Origin of the sequence: Escherichia sp. MOD1-EC6021 (assembly GCF_002965245.1) — a bacterium.
GTDB classification, from domain to species: Bacteria; Pseudomonadota; Gammaproteobacteria; order Enterobacterales; family Enterobacteriaceae; genus Escherichia; species Escherichia coli_F.
In genome coordinates this window covers 355,688-381,851 of record NZ_PTRU01000002.1, presented here as the reverse complement: position 1 = coordinate 381,851, position 26,164 = coordinate 355,688, and the positions used below count along the sequence as shown (strand labels likewise).

The 26,164-nt window shown below is 50.1% G+C and carries 29 protein-coding genes and 1 pseudogene; 10 read left to right on the top strand and 20 right to left on the bottom strand.

Features of this window, described 5'->3' with window-relative positions:
- Nucleotides 1-103 precede the first annotated feature (103 nt).
- Nucleotides 104-517: a hydroxyisourate hydrolase gene (hiuH, locus tag BEB54_RS04245; protein ID WP_000920132.1), complete on the bottom strand. Its 414-nt coding sequence runs from the start codon at nucleotides 515-517 to the stop codon at nucleotides 104-106.
- Nucleotides 518-649: 132 nt separating this feature from the next.
- Between hiuH and hprR the strand changes: the two genes are divergently transcribed.
- Both hprR and hprS read left to right on the top strand, forming a co-directional pair.
- Complete coding sequence (hprR, locus tag BEB54_RS04240; protein WP_001340597.1) at nucleotides 650-1,321, top strand: response regulator transcription factor HprR; 672 nt, start codon at nucleotides 650-652, stop codon at nucleotides 1,319-1,321.
- On the top strand, nucleotides 1,321-2,679 hold the full coding sequence (gene hprS, locus BEB54_RS04235; protein WP_000826783.1) for a two-component system sensor histidine kinase HprS: 1,359 nt from the start codon (nucleotides 1,321-1,323) through the stop codon (nucleotides 2,677-2,679). Before hprR ends, hprS begins: the two co-directional genes overlap by 1 nt.
- Nucleotides 2,680-2,786: 107 nt before the next feature.
- Here the strand turns inward: hprS and hchA are convergent, their stop codons facing one another.
- Nucleotides 2,787-3,638, bottom strand: a complete 852-nt coding sequence (hchA, locus tag BEB54_RS04230; protein ID WP_000218222.1) for a glyoxalase III HchA — start codon at nucleotides 3,636-3,638, stop codon at nucleotides 2,787-2,789.
- Between the two features lie 591 nt (nucleotides 3,639-4,229).
- Complete coding sequence (locus BEB54_RS04220; protein WP_105282137.1) at nucleotides 4,230-5,288, bottom strand: porin; 1,059 nt, start codon at nucleotides 5,286-5,288, stop codon at nucleotides 4,230-4,232.
- A gap of 647 nt (nucleotides 5,289-5,935) precedes the next feature.
- On the opposite strand from BEB54_RS04220, the pseudogene drpB reads away from it, so the two are divergent.
- The 4 genes and pseudogenes from drpB (at nucleotide 5,936) to vsr (ending at nucleotide 8,888) form a co-directional block, all read left to right on the top strand.
- Nucleotides 5,936-6,217 (top strand): annotated as a pseudogene (drpB, locus tag BEB54_RS04215) (cell division protein DrpB).
- A gap of 39 nt (nucleotides 6,218-6,256) precedes the next feature.
- Nucleotides 6,257-6,952 carry a phosphohydrolase gene (locus tag BEB54_RS04210; RefSeq protein WP_000365598.1) on the top strand — a complete coding sequence of 232 codons (696 nt, stop codon included), beginning with the start codon at nucleotides 6,257-6,259 and terminating at the stop codon, nucleotides 6,950-6,952.
- Between the two features lie 66 nt (nucleotides 6,953-7,018).
- Nucleotides 7,019-8,437, top strand: coding sequence for a DNA-cytosine methyltransferase (gene dcm, locus BEB54_RS04205; RefSeq protein ID WP_001157247.1), 1,419 nt, complete (start codon nucleotides 7,019-7,021; stop codon nucleotides 8,435-8,437).
- Nucleotides 8,418-8,888, top strand: coding sequence for a VSPR family DNA mismatch endonuclease (vsr, locus tag BEB54_RS04200; RefSeq protein WP_000786003.1), 471 nt, complete (start codon nucleotides 8,418-8,420; stop codon nucleotides 8,886-8,888). The genes dcm and vsr overlap by 20 nt, the downstream gene beginning before the upstream one ends.
- Here vsr and yedA read toward each other — a convergent pair.
- Nucleotides 8,877-9,797 (bottom strand): drug/metabolite exporter YedA, encoded by a 921-nt coding sequence (yedA, locus tag BEB54_RS04195; protein WP_001403092.1) that lies wholly within the window; start codon nucleotides 9,795-9,797, stop codon nucleotides 8,877-8,879. The genes vsr and yedA overlap by 12 nt on opposite strands.
- Nucleotides 9,798-9,969: 172 nt before the next feature.
- Between yedA and BEB54_RS04190 the strand changes: the two genes are divergently transcribed.
- From BEB54_RS04190 to dgcQ, 3 genes are all read left to right on the top strand, one after another.
- Nucleotides 9,970-10,887, top strand: a complete 918-nt coding sequence (locus BEB54_RS04190; protein ID WP_000922682.1) for a DUF808 domain-containing protein — start codon at nucleotides 9,970-9,972, stop codon at nucleotides 10,885-10,887.
- Nucleotides 10,888-10,965: 78 nt separating this feature from the next.
- Entirely contained in the window at nucleotides 10,966-11,148 is a 183-nt protein-coding gene (locus BEB54_RS04185; protein WP_000009307.1) for a YodC family protein, read from the top strand.
- Nucleotides 11,149-11,318: 170 nt separating this feature from the next.
- Nucleotides 11,319-13,013 carry a cellulose biosynthesis regulator diguanylate cyclase DgcQ gene (gene dgcQ, locus BEB54_RS04175; protein WP_001403091.1) on the top strand — a complete coding sequence of 565 codons (1,695 nt, stop codon included), beginning with the start codon at nucleotides 11,319-11,321 and terminating at the stop codon, nucleotides 13,011-13,013.
- On the opposite strand, the gene BEB54_RS04170 is transcribed toward dgcQ, so the two are convergent.
- Nucleotides 13,010-13,825: a mannosyl-3-phosphoglycerate phosphatase-related protein gene (locus BEB54_RS04170; RefSeq protein WP_001403090.1), complete on the bottom strand. Its 816-nt coding sequence runs from the start codon at nucleotides 13,823-13,825 to the stop codon at nucleotides 13,010-13,012. The genes dgcQ and BEB54_RS04170 overlap by 4 nt on opposite strands.
- A 297-nt stretch (nucleotides 13,826-14,122) precedes the next feature.
- Nucleotides 14,123-14,350: a peroxide/acid resistance protein YodD gene (gene yodD / locus BEB54_RS04165; protein WP_000844800.1), complete on the bottom strand. Its 228-nt coding sequence runs from the start codon at nucleotides 14,348-14,350 to the stop codon at nucleotides 14,123-14,125.
- Between the two features lie 162 nt (nucleotides 14,351-14,512).
- Between yodD and dsrB the strand changes: the two genes are divergently transcribed.
- Nucleotides 14,513-14,701 carry a protein DsrB gene (dsrB, locus tag BEB54_RS04155; protein ID WP_001403089.1) on the top strand — a complete coding sequence of 63 codons (189 nt, stop codon included), beginning with the start codon at nucleotides 14,513-14,515 and terminating at the stop codon, nucleotides 14,699-14,701.
- Between the two features lie 43 nt (nucleotides 14,702-14,744).
- On the opposite strand, the gene rcsA is transcribed toward dsrB, so the two are convergent.
- From rcsA to fliF, 14 genes are all read right to left on the bottom strand, one after another.
- Nucleotides 14,745-15,368: a transcriptional regulator RcsA gene (gene rcsA / locus BEB54_RS04150; RefSeq protein WP_000103987.1), complete on the bottom strand. Its 624-nt coding sequence runs from the start codon at nucleotides 15,366-15,368 to the stop codon at nucleotides 14,745-14,747.
- A 289-nt stretch (nucleotides 15,369-15,657) separates the two neighbouring features.
- Entirely contained in the window at nucleotides 15,658-16,443 is a 786-nt protein-coding gene (fliR, locus tag BEB54_RS04145) for a flagellar biosynthetic protein FliR (RefSeq protein ID WP_001403088.1), read from the bottom strand.
- Nucleotides 16,444-16,451: 8 nt separating this feature from the next.
- Nucleotides 16,452-16,721 (bottom strand): flagellar biosynthesis protein FliQ, encoded by a 270-nt coding sequence (gene fliQ / locus BEB54_RS04140; protein ID WP_000187358.1) that lies wholly within the window; start codon nucleotides 16,719-16,721, stop codon nucleotides 16,452-16,454.
- Nucleotides 16,722-16,730: 9 nt separating this feature from the next.
- Nucleotides 16,731-17,468 (bottom strand): flagellar type III secretion system pore protein FliP, encoded by a 738-nt coding sequence (gene fliP, locus BEB54_RS04135; protein ID WP_001253428.1) that lies wholly within the window; start codon nucleotides 17,466-17,468, stop codon nucleotides 16,731-16,733.
- Complete coding sequence (gene fliO / locus BEB54_RS04130) at nucleotides 17,468-17,833, bottom strand: flagellar biosynthetic protein FliO (RefSeq protein WP_001295640.1); 366 nt, start codon at nucleotides 17,831-17,833, stop codon at nucleotides 17,468-17,470. The genes fliP and fliO overlap by 1 nt, the downstream gene beginning before the upstream one ends.
- Before the next feature lie 2 nt (nucleotides 17,834-17,835).
- On the bottom strand, nucleotides 17,836-18,249 hold the full coding sequence (fliN, locus tag BEB54_RS04125; RefSeq protein WP_001282098.1) for a flagellar motor switch protein FliN: 414 nt from the start codon (nucleotides 18,247-18,249) through the stop codon (nucleotides 17,836-17,838).
- On the bottom strand, nucleotides 18,246-19,250 hold the full coding sequence (gene fliM / locus BEB54_RS04120) for a flagellar motor switch protein FliM (RefSeq protein ID WP_001355882.1): 1,005 nt from the start codon (nucleotides 19,248-19,250) through the stop codon (nucleotides 18,246-18,248). Before fliM ends, fliN begins: the two co-directional genes overlap by 4 nt.
- 4 nt (nucleotides 19,251-19,254) lie before the next feature.
- Nucleotides 19,255-19,719, bottom strand: a complete 465-nt coding sequence (gene fliL / locus BEB54_RS04115; protein ID WP_000133106.1) for a flagellar basal body-associated protein FliL — start codon at nucleotides 19,717-19,719, stop codon at nucleotides 19,255-19,257.
- A gap of 104 nt (nucleotides 19,720-19,823) precedes the next feature.
- Nucleotides 19,824-20,951, bottom strand: coding sequence for a flagellar hook-length control protein FliK (locus tag BEB54_RS04110; RefSeq protein ID WP_000620066.1), 1,128 nt, complete (start codon nucleotides 20,949-20,951; stop codon nucleotides 19,824-19,826).
- Nucleotides 20,948-21,391, bottom strand: coding sequence for a flagellar export protein FliJ (gene fliJ, locus BEB54_RS04105; RefSeq protein ID WP_000807584.1), 444 nt, complete (start codon nucleotides 21,389-21,391; stop codon nucleotides 20,948-20,950). Before fliJ ends, BEB54_RS04110 begins: the two co-directional genes overlap by 4 nt.
- A gap of 18 nt (nucleotides 21,392-21,409) precedes the next feature.
- Nucleotides 21,410-22,783, bottom strand: a complete 1,374-nt coding sequence (gene fliI, locus BEB54_RS04100; RefSeq protein ID WP_000213311.1) for a flagellar protein export ATPase FliI — start codon at nucleotides 22,781-22,783, stop codon at nucleotides 21,410-21,412.
- Nucleotides 22,783-23,469, bottom strand: coding sequence for a flagellar assembly protein FliH (gene fliH, locus BEB54_RS04095; protein ID WP_001282706.1), 687 nt, complete (start codon nucleotides 23,467-23,469; stop codon nucleotides 22,783-22,785). Before fliH ends, fliI begins: the two co-directional genes overlap by 1 nt.
- Nucleotides 23,462-24,457: a flagellar motor switch protein FliG gene (fliG, locus tag BEB54_RS04090; RefSeq protein WP_000067950.1), complete on the bottom strand. Its 996-nt coding sequence runs from the start codon at nucleotides 24,455-24,457 to the stop codon at nucleotides 23,462-23,464. The genes fliH and fliG overlap by 8 nt, the downstream gene beginning before the upstream one ends.
- Nucleotides 24,450-26,108 carry a flagellar basal-body MS-ring/collar protein FliF gene (fliF, locus tag BEB54_RS04085; RefSeq protein WP_105282136.1) on the bottom strand — a complete coding sequence of 553 codons (1,659 nt, stop codon included), beginning with the start codon at nucleotides 26,106-26,108 and terminating at the stop codon, nucleotides 24,450-24,452. The genes fliG and fliF overlap by 8 nt, the downstream gene beginning before the upstream one ends.
- Nucleotides 26,109-26,164: the final 56 nt, after the last annotated feature.

Genomic DNA, 26,164 nt, shown 5'->3' with positions numbered 1-26,164 from the left:
ATCACACTTTTTTGTCTTTAGCCAGCAAGAGCCGTTTACTGTTAATCTGTCAGGGAGTGTCCTCCCTAACAGTAGCAGAGATCTGCTTTTACATATTTATGCATTAACTGCCACGATAGGTTGAATACCCATATTGGCTAAGTAATAAAGGCACATGATAATGCTCGTTCACTTTATTAATATGAAATTCAACGGGGATCTCAGGGAAGAAACTTTCAAGATTTTGTTTCTTGAAATAGTCCCCGGTTTTAAATACGACACGGTAATCGCCCGTAGTTGCAGTTTGCTCGGGCCACAGTGCCTTAATTCGTCCATCCTTATCTGTTTTGGCGGTATTAAGTTGTAACCAGCCGTTGTCCGCTTTCTTTTCAAGAGTGACTGTCACGTCGGCAGCGGGTTTTCCTGTTTGCTGGTTCAAAATGTGCACACTAAGAATGTTTTGTTGTGCAGCATAGACCAAAGAAGGTAATGAAAATGCAGCCGTTACTACGGAGAGTACTAAATAACGCTTTAACATGTTTATATCCTTGTCATGTGAATGAGTTTTGAGGATAGCGAAAAAGCGTCCACGGTAACCTTACAGCAGCATTACAATTTTGTAATGAACCAGGCTGTTTCTATAACATATGATTTATGGCATATTATTTTCATGAAGATTTTACTTATTGAAGATAATCAAAGGACCCAGGAGTGGGTAACGCAGGGGCTTTCCGAAGCGGGTTATGTCATTGATGCCGTTTCTGATGGCAGAGATGGGCTTTATCTTGCGCTTAAGGATGATTATGCATTGATCATTCTGGATATTATGCTTCCGGGTATGGATGGCTGGCAGATCTTACAAACGTTAAGAACAGCAAAGCAAACTCCGGTTATTTGCCTTACTGCAAGAGATTCTGTCGATGACAGAGTCAGAGGGCTGGACAGTGGGGCAAATGATTATCTGGTAAAACCTTTTTCATTTTCTGAGTTGCTGGCAAGGGTTCGGGCACAATTAAGGCAACATCACACTCTGAATTCAACATTAGAAATCAGTGGCTTAAGAATGGACTCTGTTAGTCAAAGTGTGAGCAGGGACAATATCAGTATTACACTGACGCGCAAGGAGTTTCAGTTACTTTGGCTACTGGCCTCCAGAGCTGGTGAGATTATCCCCAGAACGGTTATTGCGAGTGAAATTTGGGGAATCAACTTTGATAGTGATACCAATACGGTGGACGTCGCCATTCGCAGGCTCCGCGCAAAAGTTGATGATCCTTTTCCTGAAAAGCTAATCGCCACAATCCGGGGGATGGGCTATTCATTCGTAGCGGTAAAAAAATAATGAAAAGATTATCTATAACCGTCCGTTTAACCTTGCTTTTTATATTGCTGCTGTCTGTTGCTGGCGCTGGAATTGTATGGACTCTCTATAATGGCCTGGCAAGTGAGTTGAAATGGCGCGATGATACAACACTCATTAACCGGACAGCGCAGATCAAGCAGTTGTTAATTGATGGGGTAAATCCAGATACGTTACCTGTGTACTTTAACCGGATGATGGATGTTAGTCAGGATATCTTGATCATTCATGGTGATAGCATCAACAAAATTGTTAACCGGACGAATGTCAGTGATGACATGTTAAATAACATACCTGCTACTGAGACAATCAGCGCAGCTGGCATTTACAGAAGCATTATTAATGATACAGAGATAGATGCTTTACGAATTAATATTGATGAAGTTTCGCCATCATTAACGGTTACTGTGGCTAAATTGGCTTCAGCCAGACATAACATGCTTGAACAGTATAAAATTAATAGCATTATAATTTGCATTGTCGCCATTGTACTTTGCTCAGTATTAAGTCCGCTGTTAATCAGAACGGGATTACGAGAGATCAAAAAGTTGAGTGGTGTAACGGAAGCGCTGAATTATAACGATAGCCGGGAGCCTGTTGAGGTTAGCGCATTACCGAGAGAACTAAAACCTCTTGGGCAGGCGTTGAATAAAATGCATCATGCTTTAGTCAAAGATTTTGAGCGTCTAAGTCAGTTTGCTGACGATCTCGCTCATGAACTTAGAACGCCCATTAATGCATTACTGGGTCAGAATCAGGTTACGCTCAGTCAAACCAGAAGTATCGCTGAATATCAAAAAACAATTGCCGGTAACATTGAAGAGCTGGAAAATATTTCGCGGTTAACAGAGAACATACTGTTTCTTGCCCGGGCAGATAAAAACAATGTTTTGGTGAAACTGGACTCACTTTTTCTCAATAAGGAAGTCGAAAATTTGTTGGATTATCTTGAATACCTTTCAGACGAGAAAGAGATTTGCTTTAAGGTCGAGTGCAATCAGCAAATCTTTGCGGATAAAATTTTACTGCAACGAATGTTATCGAATCTTATTGTTAATGCCATTAGATATTCACCAGAAAAATCGCGCATTCATATAACCAGTTTTCTTGATACCAACGGCTATCTTAATATTGATATCGCCAGTCCTGGAACGAAAATTAATGAGCCTGAAAAACTCTTCCGTAGATTTTGGCGGGGAGATAATTCGCGTCATTCCGAAGGTCAGGGACTTGGTCTTTCTTTAGTCAAAGCGATTGCCGAATTGCATGGGGGAAGTGCTACGTATCACTATTTTAATAAGCATAATGTGTTCCGAATTACGTTACCGCAAAGAAATTAACATAGGGCTTCAGTACGCCATAAATCAACCATGAAAAAACGCAGCCACGTCGTGAGTATTAACGTGGCTGCGATTGATTATGCGCTTACATTCATACGTAACAGGGATTAACCCGCATAAGCTGCCAGCATTTCCTGCGCCGCCAGTTTACCCAACGCATTCGCTGCGAAAGGACTGTCGCCGGTGAGAACTTTACGGTCCTTATGTACTCGCCCGGTGATGTCGTCATTAATAATGTTCATGCCCATTTTCTTCAGCTCTTCGCCGAAGTACCAGGTGAGATGACCCGGCATATAGCCTATCTCTGGCGTTTGTTTGTCTGCGGCGTCTGGGAATGCGCAAATGGAATAACCATTCAGTGGGTTATCGCCGTGGCGAAGCGCCAGAAAAGCCGACGGGCCGTGGCAAAGGGAGATAACAAAACGGTCATTTTTGATTGCCCACTGCAAAGCAGCAGCCACGTCCTGGCTTTCTGGTAAACCAATAAGTGCGCCATGACCACCAGGAACAAAGATTGCTGCATATTCGCTGTCTGCGTTGAGGCTGACGACAACATCCGCGAGTTTTTTCGGATTGCGGAACAACGATTTATGCTGCTCAAAGAATGGCATTACTTTTTCATCTTTGTGCGGCATAGCCCAGTATTCAAACTTGGTCATCAGACCGGAAATGGTCGCCACTTCGAATTCGAAACCTGCAGCATGGAGATGATACAACGGCAGCAACGTTTCAATCGGATGGTTACCGGTCGAGAACAGTTTTCCGTTATCGGTCGGCAAATAACGTTCGTCCGCGGCGATCACCAGAATTTTATGTTTACCGCGATACGGTTTTGGATAGTCCACGCCATCAAGATCAGAGACAGGACTGGTATATTGGCTAAGCGAATATTCTGAAGGGAAGAATGCATTATCTTCAGCAATATCGACCTGCGGATTTTTACTTGTTTGAACAGTCATAGTGTATTCCTTATTGTTGCTTAGTTAGGGTAGTCACTATATTTGCGACTGAGCTGGTCGCTATTTTTAACCAGTCTGGAAAATTGAGTCAATATATCGAAAGCGGTAGTCTGCGGGTGTAAGTATGTAATGATGATGCTGCACTGGTGTTGAATATTATTCACGCCAAATTTTCCTTATTGAGCAACGTCGTCGCAAGTGGCCTCAATGATTTTAGACCATTATCAGAGATGCGGGGCGGAGGGAAGAGATTTAGTGCTGTGGAATATTGTGGTGCTGATCAATATTTATATCCCGGATTGGTAGAGAAAAAGCTTATTTCATGCACTATTTTTGCAAATATTTCTATATGGGAGGCGTGTTTGTTGCGGATTAATACATAAAGAAATGTATTTGGAGTGTTGGCTGGAAGAGTAGCTGGTAGAGATATTGTGCCAGGAGGGGCAGGGTAAGGTGCTGTATCGATATGCTTTGGCAATTGCGTGTGCCGCAGATGGAGATGAAATGCCAATAAAAAAGCCTGAGTTCGATGAGGGACGAACTCAGGCTAGTGTTATGTTTTACAGTAACACGCCGCGGCGCGTTGGCTGATTAGAACTGGTAGACGATACCAAATGCGAGTTGGTCGTCGGTGTTCAGTCCATGAGCGAGAACATAATCACTCTTATCAAGCAGGTTGATCTGATAAGCGGTATATACGTTCATGTTCTTATTGAAGTAATACCAGGTACCGATTTCAATGTAGTTCAGACGATCAGAATCTTTGTAACCTGCTACGTCCAGTGCTTTAGAATAGGAGTAACCGATGGATGGACGCAGACCGAAGTCGAACTGATATTGCAGAACAGCTTCGAAGTTTTGTGTTTTGTTCACAACATCACCGTCGTCGGAATTCATGTTGTGAGATTCACCGTACATCACAGCAGCATAGACGTTGTTGGGATCATATTTTGTTGACAGTGCCCAAACTTCTGCTTTTTCACCTTTACTATCACTAGACTGGAAATCAGTACGGTCAGAGTTTGCGTAAGCACCAGTAAATGAGAAACCGTCAATAGTGTAAGTTACAGATAAACCATGGCCATCGCCATTTGCTTTGTAGTTGCCTGTACCTTCATTTTTACCCTGATATTGCAGAGCAAAATTTAGACCTTCAACCATGCCAAAGAAATCTGTGTTACGATAGGTTGCAACACCGTTGGTACGGTTGGTCATGAACAGGTCAGTACCAGCCCATGAATCACCGCCCCACTCAACAAACATATCAGTAAATGCTTCTGCATCATACGCGACACCGACATTACGACCATAGTCGAATGAACAAAAATCTTTGTAACTCAAACCAGCATAAGCCAAACGAGTTTGGTCAGGGTTGTGTCTGTTTGATGCTTCCAGGTCTAGTTCAAACTGACCGTAACCAGTCAATTCAGGGTTGATCTGAGTTTCACCTTTCACGCCTACACGGGCATAAGAGGTATCTTGAGAATTATCGCCTTTTTCACCATTTTCACGGTCGGTCAGAATGCGCTCACCAACCATCTTGCCGTACAGATCCAGTTTATTGCCATCTTTATTATAAATTTCAGCCGCATTTGCTGCGCCAGCAACTAATAACGCCAGGACCAGCATTGCCAGAACTTTTCTTTTCATTATGTATTCCCTTGTGATTATAATCTTCATGAATATATCAATAAGTGCCGTTATCCAAAAAAAGCACATTTGGATACTATTCTATGAAGTTCATTTTATTTTAAAGATTACATGTAACAAATATATTTAAAAGATTTCAAAATGTTTCTAATCTATTTAATATAATTCAGAATTATGAATTCTAAACATAAGTATTCATGAAAATTATCAATTCATATCAATATATTATGAGTTTAGCGGAAAGATAGGGGGTATCAATGATTGATGCGCTAAACGGCTGGTGTGATCACGCGCACATTAATGAAGGCATAAAAAAGCCGGCATCATGCCGGCCCAAAAAATATAAACAAGACGATAAAAGGCTAATAACGGAGGCATCATGACACAGAAAAATAAAAAGGTATAATTGTATTCAGTGCTAATATATTGATTAAATGAATTAATAAAGCCGATATCAAAGATAAATAAAATCGCTCAAAACGATTTTTCCTGTATTCACTGCCGTTGCGCAAAATTTATCTATTTGTTCAAAAAATGATTGAGTCTTGACTGGCTCATTCAATGTGGAAAAATGTGACTTTTATCACATAATAGTACTAAGTCTGAATTTTCCGGGTTATCTCAAAATGGAATACGGTTCGACAAAGATGGAAGAGAGGCTCTCTCGCAGCCCTGGTGGCAAACTGGCTTTGTGAGCTTTCTATACATGGTGTGGCTATTTCGTCTGGGCAATGGCGCGTTACATCTGGGTGATGAGCCGGATCCCCGATGCCCCCGTGTCGGGATTTGAAAGCGATTTAGGCTCTACCGCGGGAAAGTGGTTAGGGGCACTGGTCGGATTTTTATTTATGGCTCTGGTCGGGGCATTGTTAGGCAGCATTGCCTGGTACACCCGACCTCGTCCCGCACGTAGCAGACGCTATGAATAAAAACTGCTAAGGTGGCGACTCTTTGGCAACGGAGCGCGTATGGACTTACAACACTGGCAGACACAGTTCGAAAACTGGTTGAAAAACCATCATCAGCACCAGGACGCGGCCCATGACGTGTATCATTTTCGCCGCGTCTGGGCTACGGCACAGAAGCTGGCGGCAGATGATGACGTCGATATGCTGGTGATTTTAACCGCCTGTTATTTCCACGATATTGTGAGCCTGGCGAAAAATCATCCGCAACGGCAGCGTTCTTCAATCCTGGCGGCAGAAGAGACGCGTCGCCTGCTCCGTGAAGAGTTCGAGCAATTTCCGGCGGAGAAAATCGAGGCCGTTTGTCATGCCATTGCCGCTCACAGTTTCAGCGCGCAAATCGCCCCCTTAACAACGGAAGCTAAAATCGTCCAGGATGCGGATCGGCTGGAAGCCCTGGGGGCGATTGGCCTGGCGCGCGTGTTTGCCGTTTCAGGGGCATTGGGCGTGGCGCTGTTTGATGGCGAAGATCCGTTCGCACAGTATCGCCCGCTTGATGATAAACGCTACGCGCTGGATCATTTCCAGACTAAGTTGCTGAAGCTACCGCAAACCATGCAAACCGTAAGAGGCAAGCAGCTGGCGCAGCACAACGCGCAATTTTTAGTCGAGTTTATGGCGAAGCTCAGTGCCGAACTGGCGGGGGAGAATGAAGGTGTCGATCACAAGGTGATAGATGCGTTTTCACCTGCGGGCTGAGCGCGTGGCCCTAAATGGCTGTAATTATGTTAACCTGTCGGCCATCTCAGATGGCCGGTTAAATCTATGCAGGAAAATATATCAGTAACCGATTCATACAGCACCGGGAATGCCGCACAGGCAATGCTGGAGAAACTGCTGCAAATTTATGATGTTAAAACGCTGGTGGCGCAGCTTAATGGTGTGGGTGAGAATCACTGGAGCGCGGCAATTTTAAAACGTGCGCTGGCGAATGACTCGGCATGGCACCGTTTAAGTGAGAAAGAGTTCGCCCATCTGCAAACGTTGTTACCCAAACCACCGGCACATCATCCGCATTATGCGTTTCGCTTTATCGATCTATTTGCCGGAATTGGCGGTATCCGTCGCGGTTTTGAATCGATTGGCGGACAATGCGTGTTTACCAGCGAATGGAACAAACATGCGGTACGCACTTATAAAGCCAACCATTATTGCGACCCGGCGACGCATCATTTTAATGAAGATATCCGCGACATAACCCTCAGCCATAAAGAAGGTGTGAGTGATGAGGCGGCGGCGGAACATATTCGTCAACACATTCCTGAACACGATGTTTTACTGGCCGGTTTCCCTTGTCAGCCATTTTCGCTGGCTGGCGTATCGAAAAAGAACTCGCTCGGGCGGGCGCACGGTTTTGCCTGCGATACTCAGGGCACGCTGTTCTTTGATGTGGTGCGCATTATCGACGCGCGTCGTCCGGCGATGTTTGTGCTCGAAAACGTCAAAAACCTGAAAAGCCACGACCAGGGTAAAACGTTCCGCATCATCATGCAGACGCTGGACGAACTGGGCTATGACGTGGCTGATGCAGAAGATAACGGGCCGGACGATCCGAAAATCATCGATGGTAAACATTTTCTGCCGCAGCACCGTGAACGCATCGTGCTGGTGGGTTTTCGTCGCGATCTTAATCTGAAAGCCGATTTTACTCTGCGTGATATCAGCGGATGTTTCCCTGCGCAGCGAGTGACGCTGGCGCAGCTGCTGGATCCGATGGTCGAGGCGAAATATATCCTGACGCCGGTACTGTGGAAGTACCTCTATCGATATGCGAAAAAACATCAGGCGCGCGGTAACGGCTTCGGTTATGGAATGGTTTATCCGAACAATCCGCAAAGCGTCACCCGTACGCTGTCTGCGCGTTATTACAAAGATGGCGCGGAAATTTTAATCGATCGCGGATGGGATATGGCCACGGGTGAAAAAGACTTTGACGATCCGCTGAATCAGCAACATCGTCCACGTCGGTTAACGCCTCGGGAATGCGCGCGCTTAATGGGTTTTGAAGCGCCGGGAGAAGCGAAATTCCGCATTCCGGTTTCGGACACTCAGGCCTATCGCCAGTTCGGTAACTCGGTGGTCGTGCCGGTCTTTGCCGCGGTGGCAAAACTGCTTGAGCCAAAAATCAAACAGGCGGTGGCGTTGCGTCAGCAAGAGGCACAACATGGCCGACGTTCACGATAAGGCCACTCGCAGCAAAAATATGCGCGCGATTGCCACGCGTGATACGGCGATAGAGAAGCGCCTCGCCAGTCTGTTAACCGGGCAGGGCCTGGCATTTCGCGTTCAGGACGCCAGTCTGCCCGGACGTCCGGATTTTGTCGTTGATGAATATCGTTGCGTGATATTTACCCACGGCTGCTTCTGGCACCATCATCACTGCTATCTGTTTAAAGTGCCTGCGACTCGAACTGAGTTCTGGCTGGAGAAGATAGGTAAAAATGTTGAGCGCGATCGCCGCGATATCAGTCGCTTGCAGGAGCTCGGCTGGCGCGTACTGATTGTCTGGGAGTGTGCGTTACGTGGGCGCGAGAAGCTGACGGATGAAGCGCTTATCGAGCGTCTGGAAGAGTGGATCTGCGGCGAAGGTGCCAGCGCGCAGATCGACACGCAGGGGATTCATTTACTCGCTTGATGCGTCCTGAATAACTGGCGCAACTACGGGTTTTGCCGGAAAGAGATATTTTCCCAACGTGACCAGTACCACCGCGAAGACAATTACGCCGAGCGCCAGCCATTCAATCTTCGACAGTGTTTCTCCACCCAGTCCCGTACCCAGCAAGACCGCGACCACCGGGTTAACGTAGGCGTAGCTGGTGGCGAGAGCCGGACTGACGTTGCGGATTAAATACATATAAGCGTTGATGGCGATAATCGAACCAAACAGCGCCAGATAGCCGACCGCAAGGAAGCCTGAAAGGGAAGGGAGCGCCGTCAGTTTTTCACCCGCAATCATCGACGCGATCATTAACACCACGCCTGCCGCCAGCATCTCAATCGCACCCGCCATCATCCCTACAGGTAAGGTAATGCGCGAGCCATAAACCGAGCCAAACGCCCAGCTAATCGAGCCGATTAAAATCAGAATCGCGCCCCACGGATTGCCGCTTAAATTTCCACCGCTATTGAGCATGATGATTCCGGCAAGCCCAATGGCAATACCCACCCATTCCAGTTTGCGCGTTTTAATGCCAAACAGGCGGCTGAAGCACAGGGTAAAGAGGGGCACGGTTGCAACCACTACGGCGGCGATGCCGGAAGGAACATTTTGATGTTCGGCAACCGTCACCATGCCATTACCGACAGCCAGCAATAATAGGCCAATCAGCGCGGCATTAAGCAGCGGACGTAGCGGGGGGAGTTTGTGTCCGCGCAGTAGCAAAAATGCCAGCAATAAAATACCGGCTGCCAGGAATCGCACGCCTGCCATCATTAACGGAGGCCAGCTTTCCACGCCAATCCGAATGACAAAATAGGTTGAGCCCCAAATGATATACAACGCAAACAGCGCGCCAAAAAGCGATAACAACTGGCGGAAACGCATAATCCCTCACGGTGGAAATAAAAAGGTGGGTCATAGTAAACGTGAAAATCATTCTGCTGGCGAGAGATATAATTGCACTTGATTGTTAAAAAAATGTTGACCTGTGAAGCAAGTATCAGAGCTGCCGTTTTTGCTTCATACTTACACCCTTCAACAATAAAAATGAGAGGGAATGCTTTTGGCCGGGAGTAGTTTACTGACGTTGCTCGATGATATCGCCACACTGCTGGACGATATCTCCGTGATGGGCAAACTGGCGGCGAAGAAAACCGCCGGTGTATTAGGGGATGACTTATCGCTCAATGCGCAACAAGTTTCAGGCGTGCGGGCCAACCGGGAACTTCCCGTGGTCTGGGGTGTGGCGAAAGGATCGCTGATTAATAAAGTGATTCTGGTGCCGCTGGCGCTGATCATCAGTGCGTTTATCCCGTGGGCGATTACGCCTCTGTTGATGATTGGTGGCGCGTTTCTCTGCTTTGAAGGAGTAGAGAAAGTGCTGCATATGCTGGAGGCGCGTAAACATAAAGAAGATCCGGCGCAGAGCCAGCAGCGTCTGGAGAAGCTGGCGGCGCAGGATCCGCTGAAGTTTGAAAAGGACAAAATAAAAGGGGCGATTCGTACCGATTTTATATTGTCTGCGGAAATCGTCGCCATCACGCTGGGGATTGTGGCCGAAGCGCCGTTGCTTAATCAGGTGCTGGTGCTTTCAGGCATCGCGCTGGTAGTGACCGTGGGCGTCTACGGTCTGGTAGGGGTTATCGTTAAGATTGATGACCTGGGGTATTGGCTGGCGGAAAAATCCAGCGCGCTGATGCAGGCATTAGGTAAAGGGTTATTGATCATTGCGCCCTGGTTGATGAAAGCATTATCGATTGTCGGCACGCTGGCGATGTTCCTCGTCGGCGGCGGGATTGTGGTACATGGTATTGCACCGCTGCATCACGCCATTGAACATTTCGCCGGGCAGCAAAGTGCAGTGGTGGCGATGATATTACCGACTGTTTTAAATCTGATTCTTGGATTTATCATCGGCGGCATCGTGGTGCTGGGAGTGAAAGCCGTAGCGAAAATACGCGGTCAGGCACATTAATACTCGCACAGGCTATTATGCAAAATTCGCCATCTTCAACTAAGGTGAACGAGTTTCACTCGAAAAAAGGAGGCGAGTATGAGCTTTATGGTTAGTGAGGAAGTTACGGTTAAAGAGGGCGGCCCGCGGATGATTGTCACTGGATACTCCAGCGGTATGGTTGAGTGTCGTTGGTATGACGGTTACGGGGTCAAGCGGGAAGCTTTTCATGAAACCGAGCTTGTTCCGGGGGAGGGGAGTCGTTCTGCGGAAGAAGTTTGAAAGGGTATCATTAACACCAGGCCGGATCACATCCGGCCTGGTGTGCCAATGCCTGCAATGAATGATAGTCGCGTCTTATCATGCCACCATTATAAAATTATCGCTGTTTTGCGGTACGCTATCGCCAGGTTATGCCAGAATCATAAAAAAGCAGGTTGGGAGTCGTCAGGGTGCAGCACGAGACAAAAATGGAAAACCAGAGCTGGTTGAAAAAACTCGCACGCCGCCTGGGGCCTGGTCATGTCGTTAATCTCTGCTTTATCGTGGTATTGCTTTTTTCCACCTTGCTGACCTGGCGTGAAGTGGTAGTGCTGGAAGATGCCTATATCTCCAGCCAGCGTAATCATCTGGAAAACGTAGCCAACGCGCTCGATAAGCATTTGCAGTATAACGTCGACAAACTGATCTTTTTGCGTAATGGCATGCGCGAAGCTCTCGTAGCGCCACTGGATTTCACCTCTCTGCGTGATGCTGTAACCGAGTTCGAACAGCATCGCGACGAGCACGCCTGGCAAATCGAACTCAACCGACGACGCACCCTGTCAGTCAATGGCGTATCGGATGCATTAGTCAGCGAGGGGAATCTCCTGTCTCGCGAAAATGAAAGCCTCGACAATGAAATTACCGCTGCACTGGAAGTTGGTTACTTGCTGCGACTGGCGCACAACACCTCGTCGATGGTTGAACAGGCGATGTATGTCTCGCGTGCCGGATTTTACGTTTCGACGCAGCCGACCTTGTTTACGCGCAATGTACCAACGCGTTATTACGGCTATGTCACCCAACCCTGGTTTATCGGCCATTCGCAACGAGAAAATCGTCACCGCGCGGTACGCTGGTTCACTTCGCAACCGGAACACGCCAGCAATACTGAACCGCAGGTTACCGTCAGTGTTCCGGTAGACAGTAATAACTACTGGTATGGCGTGCTGGGGATGAGTATTCCCGTGCGTACCATGCAGCAATTTTTAAGAAACGCCATCGATAAAAACCTCGATGGTGAGTATCAGCTCTATGACAGTAAGCTGAGATTTTTGACCTCTTCCAATCCTGACCATCCAACAGGGAATATTTTTGACCCTCGTGAACTGGCCTTGCTGGCGCAGGCAATGGAACATGACACGCGGGGCGGCATTCGTATGGACAGTCGCTATGTTAGCTGGGAACGTCTGAACCATTTCGACGGTGTGCTGGTGCGCGTCCATACGTTAAGCGAAGGCGTGCGCGGCGATTTCGGCAGTATCAGCATTGCATTAACCCTGCTGTGGGCGCTCTTTACCACCATGTTACTCATCTCCTGGTATGTGATTCGCCGGATGGTCAGCAACATGTATGTTCTGCAAAGCTCGTTGCAGTGGCAGGCGTGGCACGACACCTTAACCCGTTTATATAATCGTGGCGCACTGTTCGAAAAAGCCCGTCCGCTCGCTAAATTGTGTCAGACGCACCAACATCCTTTTTCTGTCATTCAGGTCGATCTTGACCATTTTAAAGCGATTAATGACCGCTTTGGTCATCAGGCGGGCGACCGTGTTCTTTCTCATGCTGCCGGATTAATTAGCAGTTCCTTGCGTGCGCAGGACGTTGCCGGGCGGGTCGGTGGTGAGGAGTTTTGTGTGATTCTGCCAGGCGCGAGTCTGACGGAGGCTGCGGAAGTCGCAGAACGTATTCGCCTGAAGTTAAATGAAAAAGAGATGTTGATTGCCAAGAGTACGACGATACGCATCAGTGCCTCGTTGGGGGTAAGTAGCAGCGAGGAAACCGGTGATTATGATTTTGAACAACTCCAGTCACTGGCCGACCGTCGGCTTTATCTCGCTAAACAGGCTGGGCGTAATCGGGTATTCGCGAGCGATAACGCTTAACGGGCGGAGAAAAAATGGTCCAGCCCTTCACGCCATCCTTCCGGTCCTTCACGCTGCGTTCGCCAGACGTGGGCCGGATCCTCATCATGCAGATGCCCCCCTTCACGGTTTAGCCCTTTCACAATCACGGCGTAATCCATTACCTCCAGTAAGGGCGCATCGTTTGGCCCATCGCCCAGGCCAAGTGTGGTTGGGCGTTTGCCTGACAATTGTTGATAGGTCGCGATAATCCAGTTGGCAGCCTGATCTTTTCCGGCAGAGGCATCCAGGACGTGCCAGAAGCGCGCACCCTGCATAAACTGTAAGCCCAGTTCGTTCAGACGAGCGGTAAATTGTGCCATACGCTCGTCACTGTCGCGCCAGATTAGCGTTACCGACGCCTCATGCAGCTGCGTCAGCGCCGCCTGGCTACGGCTTAATCCCGTCCATTCGGCGATGGTTGCATCGTCGATATCATCAAAAGTTGTGAATTTAAAATGTTCTTTCTCGCGTAGCGTATTTAAAACCTGGCTGATTTCGCCATGGCTAATACCTGAGATGATGCGTGGAAAACCGTCTATATCCTGCCATTGTTCAGCAAGCTGGATCACTGCGCCATTTTCGGCAATCAGCGGTAACCCTTGTAGCCCCAACGTTTTTTGCAAGTACAGCATTTCCGCTGAAGTTTTACTGCTACAGAGAATGACGGGAACATTCGCTTCGCGTAAACGGCTGAGCCAGGGGGCAGCTGGTTGCCAGTCATAACTATGACTGTCCAGCAGGGTGCCATCAAGATCGCTAAAAACCAGTAGTGGTTGTTGAATTGAAAACATGGTCGCGCAGTTCTCCCCTTACCAGGATGATTCTCAAAACAGCACAAATTATCAAAGATGATTTTTTCGGGAGCGATCCCGCTGACGCCAGAGCCACCAAGGGGTGACGTGCGTCACATTTCTATTCATAAGTAGCGTTAATCATTCATATAGCGAATATTTTCTTGTCAGCGAAAAAAATTGCGGATAAGGTGATGAACACATCAGATTTCCTGGTGTAACGAATTTTTTAAGTGCTTCTTGCTTAAGCAAGTTTCATCCCGACCCCCTCAGGGTCGGGATTTTTTTATTGTGCATTCAACGATTCACTTCAGAGACGCTGAAGTCATGAATATCCAGTTCGAAGGCATCCGCCAATTCACGCCATGTATGATATTCACGTCCATCGACGCTAACGTGTTCAGAATCGTTCTGGCTGCGATGAACTTCGCTTTCGCTAATTTCATTGATCGCCGCCAGCAGGGCATCGACATCGACGCTGACCTCACGTTTTGCGGTATCGCTGTACTCTTTTGCGGTTTTCATCATCTTTCCTCGCAACCGTTACTCTGTTGTTGCCGCCAGTCGTTAAGTCCGCCTGGCATCACTTAAGTATAGACCGTCGAGAAAATCAGCACTCGCGCGCGCCTGGCGCTGCCAGAAAAACGAAATTGTTCTACACTGGCACAAAGCCACAGGAGGAAAACGATGAAGGTGAATGATCGGGTAACAGTCAAAACGGATGGCGGTCCGCGTCGTCCTGGCGTGGTACTGGCAGTTGAGGTGTTTAGTGAAGGCACAATGTACCTGGTTTCGCTGGAAGACTACCCGCTCGGCATCTGGTTCTTTAATGAAGCAGGGCATCAGGACGGTATCTTTGTGGAGAAAGCAGAGTAATCTTATTCAGCCTGACTGGTGGGAAACCACCAGTCAGAATGTGTTAGCGCATGTTGACAAAAATACCATTAGTCACATTATCCGTCAGTCGGACGACATGGTAGATAACCTGTTTATTATGCGTTTTGATCTTACGTTTAATATTACCTTTATGCGATGAAACGGTCTTGGCTTTGATATTCATTTGGTCAGAGATTTGAATGGTTCCCTGACCTGCCATCCACATTCGCAACATACTCGATTCGGTTCGGCTCAATGATAACGTCGGCATATTTAAAAAAGAGGTTATCGTTGTCTCTTTTTTCAGAATATCGCCAAGGATATCGTCGAGAGATTCCGGTTTAATCGATTTAGAACTTATCAATAAATTTTTTCTGACCAATAGATATTCATCAAAATGAACATTGGCAATTGCCATAAAAACGATAAATAACGTATTGGGATGTTGATTAATGATGTGCTTGATGTGCTGACTGTTAGAAGCATCATGGATGAAACAGTCCTCATTAATAAACACCACTGAAGGGCGCTGTGAATCACAAGCTATGGCAAGGTCATCAACGGTTTCAATGTCGTTGATTTCTCTTTTTTTAACCCCTCTACTCAACAGATACCCGGTTAAACCTAGTCGGGTGTAACTACATAAATCCATAATAATCGTTGACATGGCATACCCTCACTCAATGCGTAACGATAATTCCCCTTACCTGAATATTTCATCATGACTAAACGGAACAACATGGGTCACCTAATGCGCCACTCTCGCGATTTTTCAGGCGGACTTACTATCCCGTAAAGTGTTGTATAATTTGCCTGGAATTGTCTTAAAGTAAAGTAAATGTTGCGATATGTGAGTGAGCTTAAAACAAATATTTCGCCGCAGGAGTATCCTGGAAGATGTTCGTAGGTATTATTTTTCGGATAATCCTTAGGATAACATGGTAAACGTTACGGAATTATATTAATGGCAATTCACTAATAATATCAGCCAGCAAATTAAACATCTCACTGAATAAATGTTCGCAAAAAGGCGCAATTAACGGCATTAATGCCACCATTAAAGAGATACCGACAGTCAGAGTTAATGGAAATCCAATAACAAAAATGGATAATTGCGGGGCCATACGATTCAGTAAACCTAATGCCAGATTCAGGGTCAGCAGCAGAGTAATGAGCGGTAACGCCAGCATCAGCCCGTTAAGGAAAATCAAACTCCCTGCTTTGGTGAGTGCCAGAAACGCATTGCTGTTCAACGGTTCGCCACCAATCGGCAGGGTGTGAAAGGTATCGACCAGCAGTGAAATCAACCATAAATGACCGTTAAATGTCAGGAACAGCAGTAACGCCAGCATATCCATGATACGCGCTAGAACGGGCATGTTGAGATGGCTGGCCGGATCGACAAACGTCGCAAATGACAGCCCCATTTGCAGACCGATAATTTCGCCAGCGGTTCGCACAGCGGCAAAGGCAAATTGCATGGTGAAACCAAGCGCAATGCCGATCAGGATCTGCTGCACGGCCAGCCACAGAGCAAAGAACGAAAAAACAGGAACATCGTTGGCAGGTAATGATGGGGCAATAGCGAACGTGATCATCATTGCCAGACCCAGTTTTACCCGCTTCGGCACGCTGCGTTCGCTCAGAATTGGCGCGGTAGAAATGAGCGCCAGCACGCGCAGTAACGGCCAGAAGTACAGACTTAGCCAGGAAAGCCATTGATCGCTTGTCACCTGCATCATTGTACGGCCTACCCGATGATATACGGCAGGTTAGTGAACAAGGTGCGGACGTAATCCAGCAACAGATTGAGCATCCACGGTCCGGCAATAATAATGGCGATAAATACGGCGATGATTTTCGGAATAAACGACAGCGTCATTTCGTTAATCTGGGTGGCGGCCTGCAAAATACTGATGATAAGACCCGTGACCAGCGCCACCAGCAACAGCGGGGCAGCCAGTGCCAGCGCGACTTTCATCGCTTCAGTCCCCATCATCATGACCGATTCAGGTGTCATTTTGCCTCTCTAGCTGTAAAAGCTCTGCGCCAGCGAACCGACCAGCAATTGCCAGCCATCCACCAGTACAAACAGCATCAGTTTAAAGGGCAGAGCAATTGTGGCTGGGGGAACCATCATCATCCCCAATGCCATCAACACGCTGGCAATCACCAGGTCGATAATCAAAAAAGGAATGAAAATCGTGAAGCCTATCTGAAATGCGGTTTTCAACTCGCTGGTCACGTAGGCCGGGAGCAAAATGCGCATCGGCACAGCTTCAGGTCCCTGCAACGGGCCAGTATTCGCCAGTCTGGCAAACAACCCTAAATCCGCCTCGCGGGTCTGACGCAGCATAAACTCACGCAGCGGCTGCGCCCCTTTTTCCAGCGCCTCCTGCATTGAGATTTTCTCTTCGCTGAATGGCTGGTACGCATCGACATAAATTTTATCGATCACCGGCGACATAATAAAAAAGGTCAAAAACAGCGCCAGTCCCAGCAATACCTGGTTAGGTGGCGCGGAGGGTGTTCCCAACGCGTTACGCAATAAACCAAAAACAATGATGATGCGGGTGAAACTGGTCATCATCAGTAAAATTGCCGGAATAAACGTCAACGAGGTGATGAACACCAGCGTCTGCACCGGGAGCGACCAGCTTTGTCCACCGCCAGGCAGCGGCTGGCTGGTGATACCCGGCAGTTGCGCGAAGGCGAGGGGCGTAACCAGCCAGAGAAGGACAGGTGCGATAGACAACAAACGACGCATCAGGATCTCCCACTACGCTTAAGCAAATTTTTCATGACCGACTGAAAATCGGTCTGCGGTATCTCTTCTGTTGGTGCTGAAGGGGGAAGTTTATGCAGCAGATTGATTTGCCCTGCGGTAACGCCGAGCACCAGCCGTGCATCTTCCACATCGACCACCACAACCCGTTCACGCGCGCCCAGCGAAGCACTGGCGCTAATTTTCAGACCGTTAACGCCAGTGCGTTTCGGGGCAAATCCCAACCGTTTTACCAGCCAGGCAGCAGCGAGGATCAGGGCAATAATGGCGATGAGTGCGCCGCTGACCTGCAGCAGTGGCGCAGCAGAAACCGGCGTGGAAGATTGCACAGTAGCGTGGTTATTCATCACTAACGGCTCAGGCGACGCATTCGCTCAGACGGAGTAATGATATCGGTGATCCGCACGCCATATTTATCGGCAACGACCACCACTTCGCCCTGGGCGATTAAATAACCGTTGATCAGAATATCCAGTGGTTCGCCCGCCAGACCGTCCAGCGCCACGACGGACCCTTGCGTCAGACGCAACAGCTCTTTGATGGTCATCCGCGTACGGCCCAGCTCGACGGTCAGCTTGACCGGAATATCCATTATCAGGTCGATATCCTGCAACGTTCCGCTGACATCACCACCGCCAAATTGCTGGAACACCGCGTCGGCAGCGCTTTTGCTGCTGGTTGATTTTTGTTCGCTCAACGCTTCAGCCCACAGATCGTCCATTGCGCCGTTGTTGTCATCGGCCGGATTATTCATGTCACTCATTTGGGCTGTTCCTCGTTCAGAGAATTTAAAATCGGGTTAATCAAATGTTCTATCCGTAACGCATACTGACCGTTGAGAGTGCCGTACTGACTGGTCAGCACCGGGACGCCGTCAACATGGGCGATGATGCGATCGGGTTTTTCTATCGGCAGGACGTCGCCGGGTTTCAGTTTTAAAATCTGCGACAGGCGTAGCGAGATATCGGAAAAGTTGGCGACCAGCTCCAGCTGTGAATGCTGCACCTGGCGCACCAGGTTATCGCGCCAGTTCTGATCTTCATTACGCGAGTTTTCCAGCGGCGGGTTAACCAACAATTCCCGTAGCGGCTCGATCATGCTGAATGGCAGACAGATATTAAATTCGCCGGTCAGGTTGCCAATCTCCACATGGAACGGCGTGTTAACCACAATGTCGTTCGGCGAGGTGGTGATATTGGTAAATTTCACCTGCATTTCCGAACGCACGTACTCAACTTCCAGCGGATTAATCGCCTTCCAGGCGTCGCTATAGCCTTCAAGCGCCAGCTTTAACATGCGGTTGATGACGCGCTGTTCGGTATGGGTAAACTCGCGACCTTCCACTTTGGTCGGGAAGCGTCCATCGCCGCCAAACAGGTTATCCACGGCGATAAACACCAGACTCGGTGAAAACACCACCAGCCCTGTGCCGCGCAGCGGTTTCAGATGGATAAGGTTCAGGTTGGTCGGCACCGGCAGGTTGCGGGCAAATTCATGGTACGGCTGAATGCGGATGGCCCCGACGGTTATATCCGGGCTACGACGCAGCAGGTTGAACAGCCCCATACGAAAATGGCGGGCAAAGCGCTCATTAATGATTTCCAGCGCCTGCAAACGTTCGCGCACAACCCGTCGTTGGGTATTCGGATCGTACGGACGAATGTCACTTTCGCCGCTAACACTGGCTGTCGGTTCGTCTTTGACTTCGCTGTCACCATTCAACAGCGCATCAATTTCAGCTTGAGAAAGAATACTATCGCCCATGTCGTTATCGCAGAATAAAAGCGGTATACAGCACGTCGGTGACATCCTGTTTCGGTTGCCCGGCAACAAGCGGGGTGGAAAGCGTGGTTTTAATCTCGGCAATCAGGTTTTTCTTGCCTTCTTCTGTCGCCAGTACGGCAGCATCCTGACGCGAAAACAGTAACAGCAAACGGCTACGGACTTCCGGCAAATACTCACTCAGCCGCGAGCGGGTAGCTTCATCTTTCAGGCGCAGGGTTATGCCGATATAAAGTACGCGATCTGCATCGCCCAGATTGACCGTAAAGGTATCCAGCGCATAGAAGACCGGGGAGGGCACGACGCGTTGCTGCGCTTTGTCGTCAGCGGCAACCTGATGCGAATGCCAGTAGCTGTAACCTGCGCTGGCACAGGCCGCGAGGGTAATGAATACCAGAATCGGGATCCAAAGCGATCGCTTGCTTTTCTTGCTTATCGCGTAATCAGTCATGTGTTGCGGTCTTCCTGTGTCGCTACTGCTTATCGGCTAATTATCCTGCGTCTTGAGCGCAACAAAGCGGGGAAAAGACGCGGATTACGGTGCTACCTCTGACGTTAGGCGAAAATATCAACGCCGCTGTTGCCTGTTACACGTACTTGTAAAGAGACGGGAACCGGAAGCGTATCGTCGTCTTCCCCCGCCAGAGGTTCATGGTTTGCTGTGCGTTGGCTTTGCTGTTGCTGGGAAGCGGCCTGCTGCTGACCACTAAAGCTTTCGCCACTGATGTTGCTTTGCCCTAACTGAATGCCACTTTCGGCCAGCTGCGTTCGCAGTACCGGAAGCGCTGCTTCCAGGGCGGCGCGTACGTGTTGATGCGGTGAAACCATCTGGATTTGCGCCTGGTTATCATCCACTTTGAGGGAGATTTGCACTTCACCTAAATCCTGCGGGTGCAGACGCAACTCTGCACTTTGTTGCCCCTGGCGGGTGAACAGCGAAATATGCTGGCTTAATGATTGTTGCCATTCGTGAGAACCCAGCGGTGCACTCAACACAGGCGCGGCGACGGTGGGCAGTGGCTGTGTCTGGTGTGGAGTGATTAGCGGGCTGGCGGCAGCGGTCACCGGTGAAGGTGTGCTGATGACTTCCGCTTTACTCTGGGCTTCTGCTACCAGCGGTGTTAATGGCTGAGCTGGCGTGCCGGGGGCATCATCAGGCTGTGCTGTTGTGAGTTGCGCAGAAGTCAGTTTTGTGAAGAGCGTTGGTTTCTCTGCCGGTAACACGGTTGACGGCACATCAGTCACTTTGGGCGTATTGTCAAAACCCGGCAACATCGCAAAAAGGGCGCTCAGGCTTGCGGTGACGTCTTCATTCAGATCATCCGCTTTTTCGTCTTTTGCCGTATTGTTGCCAGCCACCGCAGCCAACGTCATCGTTTGAGCGGTGGTTAATGGTGTTGATGTGGATTGTTCGTCGTTGATGACAGGCGGTGTTTCATCCACGGGGATCAGTAAATCCGCTTGTTGCGCGTCGGCAAGAATATCGCTGATCAGCGGCTCGCCTTTTGTCGTGGGCTTATCTGTTGCCACCAGCAACTGGGGGGCCGCTTTGTCGGTAGTTGTCTCGCCTGCTAATGCTTCGCTCAACAACGCGAGAAAATCTTGTGCAGCATCGCTGGCTTTGCCGCCAGGCAATGTGGTGGTGTCAACGTCGGCGGTAATTAAGGGCGCTAAGCGAATCATTCAGGTTTCCTCATGGCGGCGCGCTGGGCGAACTCATCCATCTTTTTCTGATCGAGGCGGTTTTCTGCAAGCAGTGCCGCCGTGGATTGCCGTTCCTGCAGTGTCTGCCAGGCCTGCAAACGTTGTTTCTTTTCTCGCCAGCTGTTCAGGGCAATGTCAACTTTCTGCGTCCACTGATTAAGTTGCTGGCGATGCTGAGTAATGGCTTTTTCCAGCGTCTGGATAAACTGCTGATAGTTGATCCAGCGGTTGCTGGTCATCCCGGCACTCATATCGCTGTTGAGGTTATTGCGATATTCATTCTGATAATCGATCAGCATTTTGAGCTGTTCTTCCGCCTGCTGACACCCGCGACGCATTTCACCCAGCAGGCGCGCGGCATCCTCTACCTCTTTTTCTGCCAGATCTTTCAGGGTCGCCAGCGCGCCATGTTCTGCCATCTGCCGTTATCTCCTGGGTTATGACACTGTCGGGAAAATACGCTCCAGCCCCTGGAGAGACGCTTCCCAGTCCGCACGTTCAAAAATGCCTTGTTGCAAATAGCCCTCCAGCTGCGGCCACAGGGCGATGGCTTTGTCGAGCATCGGATCGCTGCCTTTGGCATACGCGCCGACGCTAACCAGATCGCGGTTACGCTGAAAACTCGACAACAGCTGTTTGAAGGTGCGCACTCGCGCGTAATGTTGCTCACTGATCAACGCCGTCATTGCGCGGCTGATCGACGCTTCAATATCGATAGCCGGATAGTGCCCGGCTTCCGCCAGTCGGCGAGACAGCACAATGTGACCGTCGAGGATCGCCCGCGCGGAGTCTGCAATGGGGTCCTGCTGGTCATCGCCTTCGGTGAGCACGGTATAAAACGCGGTAATCGAGCCGCCGCCGCTAATTCCATTTCCGGCACGCTCGACCAGTGCCGGTAATTTGGCAAACACCGACGGTGGATAACCTTTAGTGGCAGGTGGTTCGCCAATCGCCAGCGCAATTTCACGCTGGGCCATCGCGTAGCGGGTGAGGGAGTCCATAATCAGCAACACATGCTGACCACGATCGCGAAAATCTTCGGCAATTCGCGTGGCATAGGCGGCACCTTGCATTCGCAGAAGCGGAGAGACATCCGCCGGAGCGGCAATCACCACGGAGCGTGCACGTCCCTCGGCACCGAGGATATTCTCAATAAAATCTTTTACTTCGCGCCCACGTTCACCAATCAAACCCACGACAATGACATCGGCGCGGGTGTAACGGGCCATCATCCCCAGCAGCACACTTTTACCAACGCCAGACCCGGCAAACAGTCCCATACGCTGCCCACGCCCAACGGTAAGCAGGGCATTGATTGGGCGCACGCCGGTGTCCAGCACATGTTCAATCGGTGTACGTTGCAACGGGTTAAATGGCGGGGTAATCAGCGCACCGGTTTCCGTCGTATCGGGGGAGGGGAGGCCATCGAGCGGTTTACCGCTGCCGTCCAGAACACGACCTAATAACGCCGGACCGAGCGGTAACTGCTTGCCGCTTTGCAGCCCTTCTGCCGAAATGTTTTTGGCATAAACACGCGCGCCGGGCAGGACACCTTCGACTTCCTCCAGCGGCATTAAAAACAGCCGTTGACCGTTAAAGCCAACGACTTCACTTTCTACTTCGTGCGTTTCAGTGCCGTTCTGGCGTTCAATGACACAGGTTGCGCCGAGCGGCAATTGTAATCCGGTGGCTTCCAGCACCAGCCCGGTAGCGCGGGTTAATCGCCCATAGCGACGTACCGCAGGCAACTGCGCCATTTTGGCTTCAAAGTTATCCAGCGTGGTTAGCCAGCGAGTCAGGCGCGTGGTCATTACACCACTCCTGGTGCTGCCAGACGGCAGAGTTCTTGCCAGCGAGTGGCGACACTGGCGTCGAGATCGCCTTCATCGGCGGAGACTTTACAGCCGCCAGGATGGAGTGTGGGATCGCCCCGCAAGCGCCAGCCATGCAAACTTAAGGTTGCGCCGAGCATATCATCCACACGTTGCAGATCATCCGGGTGCACGCGCAGCTGTGGTTTACCGCTGAATAACGGTTCTTGCTGCAACAACTGTTGGATCTGTTTGATCAGTGCCGAGTTATCCACTGTTGGCGTCTGACCGATCACCTGACGTGCCGCCTCCAGCGCCATCTGCATCAGGCGCGAAGCAATCACACTATCAAGCGCATCAAGGGTAGTTTGAAATTCGCTGACCAGTTGCTGCATCCGGGCATGAATTGGCGCTTGTTGAGACTTCGCCTCTGCCAGACCTTGCTCCAGCCCCCGGGCCAGTCCTTCCTGATAGCCCTGCTCATGACCTTGCTGGCGACCTTCGGCAATTCCCGCCTGATAACCTTGCTCATGGGCCTGCATTTGCAGTTGCGCCAGTTGCTGCTCAAGGCTGGGTTCGGCCTCTTCAATGATGGTTTCTTCCGGCTCGACCATGGGCACAAACTCTGCCTGTGGTGGCGCGAGATCGTCCGGCGTCCAGGTTTTCCACGGCAGATTATCAGACATAGGTATCCTCGCCGCTGCCAATTACCATCTCGCCAGTTTCGGCAAGGCGGCGCACAATCAGCAGAATCGCTTTCTGTTCGTTTTCCACCTGCGACAGACGCACCGGACCACGGTTGGCGAGATCGTCGCGCAGAATATCGGCGGCACGCTGCGACATATTGCGCAGGAATTTCTCGCGCAGTGGCTGCTCGGCCCCTTTCAGCGCGATCAACAGCGATTCGGAATCCACTTCCTGCAACAGACGCTGAATGCTGCGATCGTCGACATCCACCAGATTTTCGAACAGGAACATCTCGTCGATAATTTTTTGCGCCAGCTCGCCGTCGAATTCGCGCACGGCGGTAATAACGGCTTCTTCCTGCTGAGTTTTCATCAGGTTGATAATTTCGGCTGCCGTTCTCACGCCGCCCATTTTGCTGCGCTTGAGATTCTGACCGTCGAGCAAGCCATTCAGTACTTCGGTCAGTTCCGCCAGCGCGGCTGGCTGCACGCCGCCAAAGGTGGCGATACGCAACATCACGTCGTGGCGCAGACGTTCATCGAACAACGCCAGAATATCGGCGGCCTGGGCGCGCTTCAGATGCACCAGAATGGTGGCGATAATTTGCGGATGCTCATCGCGAATCAGATCGGCGGCACTCTGCGGCTCCATAAAGTTGAGCGTTTCAATACCGCTGGCGGTATCGCGAGTTTCGAGAATATCTTCCAGCAGGCTGGCGGCACGTTCCTCACCCAGAGCTTTGACCAATACCGAACGCAGATAATCGTTGGCGTTGATATTCAGTGCGGCAAACTGTTCAGCTTCTTGCTCAAACTCCGCCAGCACATCGGTTAGCTGCTTGTTGGAGATCTGCGTGACGTTCGCCATTGCAGCGCTCAGGGTTTGCACTTCGCGCTGGGAGAGGTGCTTGAACACCTCTGCCGCCCGGTCTTCGCCAATGGTCATCAGCAGGATGACGCTTTTATCGGTGCCTGTCAGGTTACTCATGATCGTTATTTATCCACTGGCGAATGACCAGCGCCACCACGCGCGGATCGTTATCAGACATTTCACGGATACGATGGCTCATGACTTCTGCCCCCAGACGTTGGTTAGCGCGTCGTTGTTGGAGTTGTTCGTCTTTGCTCAGGCGGACTTCCACCGCATCTTCCACTTCCTCACGGGCCTGCGCCTGTTGCTGTACAGCTTTCATCGCCTCAGCGCGACGTGTTAACTGCGGGCGTACCGCTTTCCGCCACAGCAGCCACGCCACCAGCAGTACCAGCAACCAGCGACCGGCAGCCAGCAACTGATCGATAAACGCTTGCTGTTGCCAGAACGGCAGTTCTCCGCCGCTTTCGTCACTGCTATTGAACGGCGAGTTAACGACATTGAGCGAGTCACCGCGTTTTTCAGAAAAGCCCATCGCCTCGCGGGTCAGATCTTCAATTTGCTTCATCTGTTCGTTGCTGAGAGGCAATGGTTTACCGTCTGGCAAGGTTTTGTAATTCACCACTACCGCGACTGACAGACGTTGCACATCGCCCACGTTCATTTTGGTATGACGAATGGTGCGATCGACTTCGTAGTTACTGGTTTCATTCCGCTGTGTGCTACGCGGCCCACTATTGCTGGTGGTGCTCGCCTGCTGCTGGCGGTTATTTTGATTTGCCGGAGGCGTGCTGATTGGCGCGTTATTCGCAGGTGCCGGTTGATTCGACAACGCCCCCGGTACGCCGCCCGGATAACCGGAACCGCTTTGCTCGCTCTCATTAAGCTGGCGTGAACGAAGCGCCGCCTGAGATTCATCACCGTTAGGGCGATACTGTTCTTCCGTTTGTTCTTTACTGGCGAAGTCCAGCTGCGCCGTGACCTGGGCGTGAATATTACCGTTACCAACAATAGGCGACAGGATTGCTTCAATACGCCGCTGAATACGGCCTTCGACATCGCTGGCATATTTCAACTGAGCATCATTAAGATCGCGCCCGCTGGTATTGGACTGGGTTAACAGATGTCCGCCCTGATCCACCAGCGTGACGTTTCCCGGCGGCAGACCAGCAACGGCGCTGGAAACCAGATGCACAATGGCGCTAATTTGCCCTTCATCGAGTGCGCGGCCGGGTAACAGATTTACCGTCACCGATGCAGAAGGGGATTTTTGTTCACGGACGAATAAAGACGGTTTCGGCATTGCCAGATGTACGCGCGCCCCTTTTACCGGGCCGATAGTTTCGATGGTACGAGAAAGCTCGCCTTCCAGCGCCCGCTGATAATTCACCTGTTCGCTGAACTGGCTGATACCAAACTTTTCCTGATCGAGTAGTTCGAAACCGACCGCGCCGCCTTTGGGCAAACCTTGTTGTGCCAGGCGCAGACGCAGTTCGTGAACTTTATCTGCCGGAACTTCAATAGCGCCGCTGGCTTCGCTGAAGCGGTAAGGAATATTCATTTGCGTCAGTTGGCTGACAATTGCGCCACCATCCTGATCGGAAAGATTGCTGAATAATGTGCGGTAGTCGGGGGCTTTCGCCCACAGGATCAGTGCGACCATGACCGCCACTGCCGCGGAACCGGCAACAATCAATGGAATTTTCGGATTCGCACGCAGGCGATTAAGCCACTCAAGAGATTTTGTCTGGGCTGCAGTCGCATTCATCGCGCACCTCGTGGCTGATTATGGACGGCGTTATTGGCAAAGTGGAACAAGACTCA